Origin of the sequence: Piscinibacter defluvii (assembly GCF_004011805.1) — a bacterium.
Taxonomy (GTDB): Bacteria; Pseudomonadota; Gammaproteobacteria; order Burkholderiales; family Burkholderiaceae_C; genus Piscinibacter; species Piscinibacter defluvii.
The window spans coordinates 1-4157 of record NZ_RCHJ01000070.1 but is presented as its reverse complement, the minus strand read 5'-3'; the positions used below and the strand labels follow the sequence as shown (position 1 = coordinate 4157).

Genomic DNA, 4157 nt, shown 5'->3' with positions numbered 1-4157 from the left:
TCAACTTCCAAGCAATCAACCCTCACGTAGGGCAACCCACTTGAATTTTAGGAGAGCCTGAGTCTCGCGAGTTGCAGGACCGCTTTGGGTCGATCTCGCACAGCCAAGGTGAGACGTCGAACGATCGCGATCTGAGTGCAGCTGACGCTCACCGGCACGAGGCCAGCGCTCCCTGAGTAGCCGTTGCCGCTGCCGGCAGGTGGCCGACAAGAACTCGTGCGCCAGCGGTATCGCTGGCGAAGGCGGGAGGCCAAGTGGCCTTTGCGCCGGATCTACGTTCGCGCAGATCGGGCTAGGTGCCGGCAACGATCATCGACGCGAACTTGTGTGGCCGAACCACCTGAGCGCACCCGTCTCGGTGCGCCGATGTCCGCCGGCACGGCCGCCGCCTACACATGCGGCGACGGCCGGCTCTACTTGCAAGACGGATGTCGGACTGCCGACTGGGTCACAGCCCGCTGAGGAACGCCATCAACTGATCATCCGGCCGATAGCGCCTGGCCCGCACATCGGGAGGAACCACCTTGTCCAGCACACGCTCCTTGAGCGTCAGATCGGCGTCGAGGTAGATCTGTGTAGTTTCCAGCGACTCGTGGCCAAGCCACATCGCGATCACCGACCGATCAACGCCGGCCTGAAGGAGCTCCATCGCCGTGGTGTGGCGCAACACGTGCGGCGTCACACGCTTGCGCGCCAAGGACGGGCAGACTTTGGTGGCGGTGGCGACATGTTTGGCCACGAGGTACTGAACGCCATCGGCACTCAGGCGACCGCCTCTGGCACTCGGGAACAGAGTGACGGGTTCAGATCCCAGGTCGCGGCCCATCCATGAGCGCAAAGCTGCCTGCGTCTGTTTGGCCAGTGGCGTGCAACGCTCCTTGCGTCCCTTCCCGAGCACGTGGACGTGGGCACCACTGCCAAGCCTGACATCGGTGGTTCTAAGGCCGGTCATCTCGGACAGACGCAGCCCGGTCTGAATCGCAAGCAACAACAAGGCATGGTCGCGTCGTCCCGACCAGGTGGACCGATCAGGCGCCGCAAGCAAGGCGTCGACCTCCTCGCGCGTCAGATGGCAAACCTGCTTGCGAGTGCAACGCTTGCTGGGAATCGCCAGGACGCGCTGGATCAGGCTTGCGTGACCCGGCGATTCAAAGGCGGCGTACTGGAAGAACGATCGAATGGCGCTCTGCCGCAGGTTCCGGCTTCTGGCACTCACGCCGCGTTCGTGCTCCAGATCGGCAAGGAACGCCGCGATCAGCGGCGCGTCGAGTTGCTCCAACGCCAGCGCGCTGGGGGCAACCTTGAGGCGCTTCTGGGCGAACCGCAGGAAAAGCCGGAAGGTGTCACGATAGGACGCGATCGTGTGCGCGCTCGCCTGCCGCTGCTGCAAGAGTCTTCGGGTGAAGAACCCCTCTAGCAGAACGGCGAGACTGCCAGTCGCGGCCGTCATGACAGGTTCTCCCAGTGACACTCGAACCGGGCGAGCGCGTTGCCCATCAGCTCGGGGCACGCACTGAGGTACCAGTAGGTGTGCTCGATGCGCACGTGACCTAGGAAGGTTGACAAGGTCGGCAGGTGGCGCTCGACATCCTGGCCGGATCGGTACCAGCGCAGCAATGTCTGGATGGCGAAGCGGTGGCGGAGGTCATGCAACCGAGGGCGTGGAGCACCTGCGGGGGCGCGCACCTCCGCCCGGTCGAGGAGCTGATAGAAGGTTCGATGAATGTGTCCCGGGTCGAGTGCTGTCCGCCGACCCGAGATGAAGAACTGCGGCGGTGCCAATCGCTTGGCGAAGTGATCGCGCTGCGCCCGGTACTCCACAAGCGCAGACCGGGTTGAATCGGCAATCGGAGCCAACCGGGACTTGCCAAACTTCGTCTGCCGAATGGTCAGCAAGCATTGGTCGAAATCAACATCGCCGACCTCGAGACGGATCGCCTCACCCAGCCGCATCCCGGTGACGCTGAGCAGTCCCAGGAGGCAGTGGTAGGTCGCTCCTCGCAGGCCGTCGACGGGAGGCAGCTTCAATGCGCATGTCATCAACCGAGCAAACTCATCGTCCGAGTACAGGTACGGTTGACGCCGATGCCGATGCGAAGGCAGGAGGTTGGCGGGCGTCACCTCCGTGGAGGGATCGGACAACAGGTGATGGCGCGTGAACCCGCGAATACGCCGCAGCCGATCGGCGGCGAAACCAGGACGCGTAGAGGGCTTGCTCAAGGCCCATTCCACGGCGAGGGCTGCCGTGATGGTTGTGGCCCCGCGCCGGTCGAGAAAGTCAGTGAACTCGACCAGCGCATCTTCGTTCGCCCGAAGCTTGAACCCGAGCGCTCGCCGGAGTGCAAGATAGTCGGCGGCGGACTGTCTCAGCGGCGTCATTGCACACCTCCGGGCCAAGAAGGGGCGATGGCTCGCAGGGAGGAAAAGTCCACCTTCGCATAGATCGTCGTTGTCTGCTGCTGGCGGTGACGCAGCACCTCGCCGATCTCGGGCAGCGACGACCCCTCGCGCAGCAGTCGTGTGGCCAACGTGTGACGGAGCACATGGGCTCCGTTGCTCGGCGCATCGATGCCGGCGCGCTGAAGCGCGCGGCGGACGATCGCCGCAACAGCGGCCCCGCTGGAGAACCCTTCTATTGGTGCCTGTGCTCGCAAGAAGACCTGCCGGCAGGAACAGCTTGGCCGAGCCTCGCTCAGGTACTGCGCCATCGCTTGGCCCACGTCGTATGGAAGCGGGAGGCGATCGACTCGGGTTTGTCCATTGCGAACCTGTAGCTCGCCGGCTTCCCAGTCGATGTCCTCCAGCCGTAGAGCTACCACCTCGCCGGCCCGCAGGCCGAGCCGCGCAAGCAGGAGGATGACCGCGTAGTCCCGACACCCACTCGGCGTAGTCCGATCGCATTGAGCGAGGGTGCGCACAACCTGTTCGTCCCGGAGGGAGCGCGGGATCGATGACTGCGACCAAACGGCGGGCGCCGGCATGTGCGAAGACATATCGGTGCCGAGCCAGCCGCGGTAAAGCGCGAACCGCAGGAACGCCCGAACTCCACCGACGACTCTGCATGCAGAGTTCGGACGGCAGGCCTTCGTCGCTCGCCTGATGTGGGCCATGACGTCCCGCGCCGCAACGGTGTCGAACGTCAGAGGACCATCGGCGAAGAGGGACGTCAACAGGTTCCTTGCCTCGATCCGGTTGGAGCGGATAGTTGCAGGCGCCAGGTTGCGCTCGTGGAGCATGTAGTCGACATACTCGGCCTCGATCTGCTCAGCCGCAGTTGGAGCGCGCTCAGGTGATGGCATGCAGATGACGCCCTGCAGCGCGAGGTGCGCCAGCAGCCGCAGCAGCGTTGAGCGGTCTTCGACCCTCGGCGCGCGACGACGCTTACGGCCGCGCAAGAAGGCATCGACCACGTCTTGGCTTACTGCTGCGGCGGCAGTGCCGCGTTGGTCCAGCCAGCGGCTGAAGTCTCCAACCAACCACGCCGAGCGGCGTCGCGAGTCGCGGCCGTAGCCTTTGGTTGCCAGCAAGTCGATGTAGGCATCGATGTACCCGCCCAGCGGGCCATCGTGCATCCGCATCTGCGCTCGCGGGCGCGCGAACAACTGTTCCATGAGGATCTCCTTCCGGGGAAACCGTCCCCGGCAAAGTCGAACCTATGGCAGTCCGGCGCTACTGTGAACCCGAGTGGTTCGTGTCAACCAAGTGCAGCATCCGCGCCAGCTCGCGGATCGACCTGCATGGCATCCAGGTCGATGATGGCATCGGCCATCGCCGCGAGGTGCGGGGTCTGGGTGATGAAGAACTCCTGCCGGTAGCCGCCGAGCCGAAGAACCTCGCGCTTCATCGCCATGAACATGCGCTTGTGCTCGGGGTCGAGAGGCCCATCGGCCTCGTCTGAGAACAGTGTGGCGTAGCTCCGCCCGGTGTTCTGGGCCAAGTACAGGGCGATCGCGCGTGTCAGGCATGCGTCGATGAACGTTCGCTCACCGCCGCTCATCAAACTGAGGCTCTTGCCTACGCGCGCGTTGGTGCTGATCGCTGCCGACCCCGCCGTGCTATGCCGCATCGCTTCGCAGGTACCCGCAGGACAGTTGCAGGGGCGGGCACGCTGGCCAGACTGCGAACTCGGCATGTCCAGGTTCTCGGCATAGTGGATC

Annotated in this window: 4 protein-coding genes; all 4 read right to left on the bottom strand. The window is 64.5% G+C overall.

Features of this window, described 5'->3' with window-relative positions; all coding sequences use genetic code 11:
• Nucleotides 1–448: 448 nt before the first annotated feature.
• Nucleotides 449–1450 carry a site-specific integrase gene (locus tag D9C15_RS32660; RefSeq protein WP_128003630.1) on the bottom strand — a complete coding sequence of 334 codons (1002 nt, stop codon included), beginning with the start codon at nt 1448–1450 and terminating at the stop codon, nt 449–451.
• Nucleotides 1447–2379: a tyrosine-type recombinase/integrase gene (locus D9C15_RS32655; RefSeq protein WP_128003629.1), complete on the bottom strand. Its 933-nt coding sequence runs from the start codon at nt 2377–2379 to the stop codon at nt 1447–1449. Before D9C15_RS32655 ends, D9C15_RS32660 begins: the two co-directional genes overlap by 4 nt.
• Nucleotides 2376–3611, bottom strand: coding sequence for a tyrosine-type recombinase/integrase (locus D9C15_RS32650; RefSeq protein ID WP_128003628.1), 1236 nt, complete (start codon nt 3609–3611; stop codon nt 2376–2378). The genes D9C15_RS32655 and D9C15_RS32650 overlap by 4 nt, the downstream gene beginning before the upstream one ends.
• A gap of 83 nt (nt 3612–3694) precedes the next feature.
• Nucleotides 3695–4157 (bottom strand): P-loop NTPase family protein (locus D9C15_RS32645; RefSeq protein ID WP_510630234.1); only part of this gene is annotated, 463 nt, incomplete at its 5' end.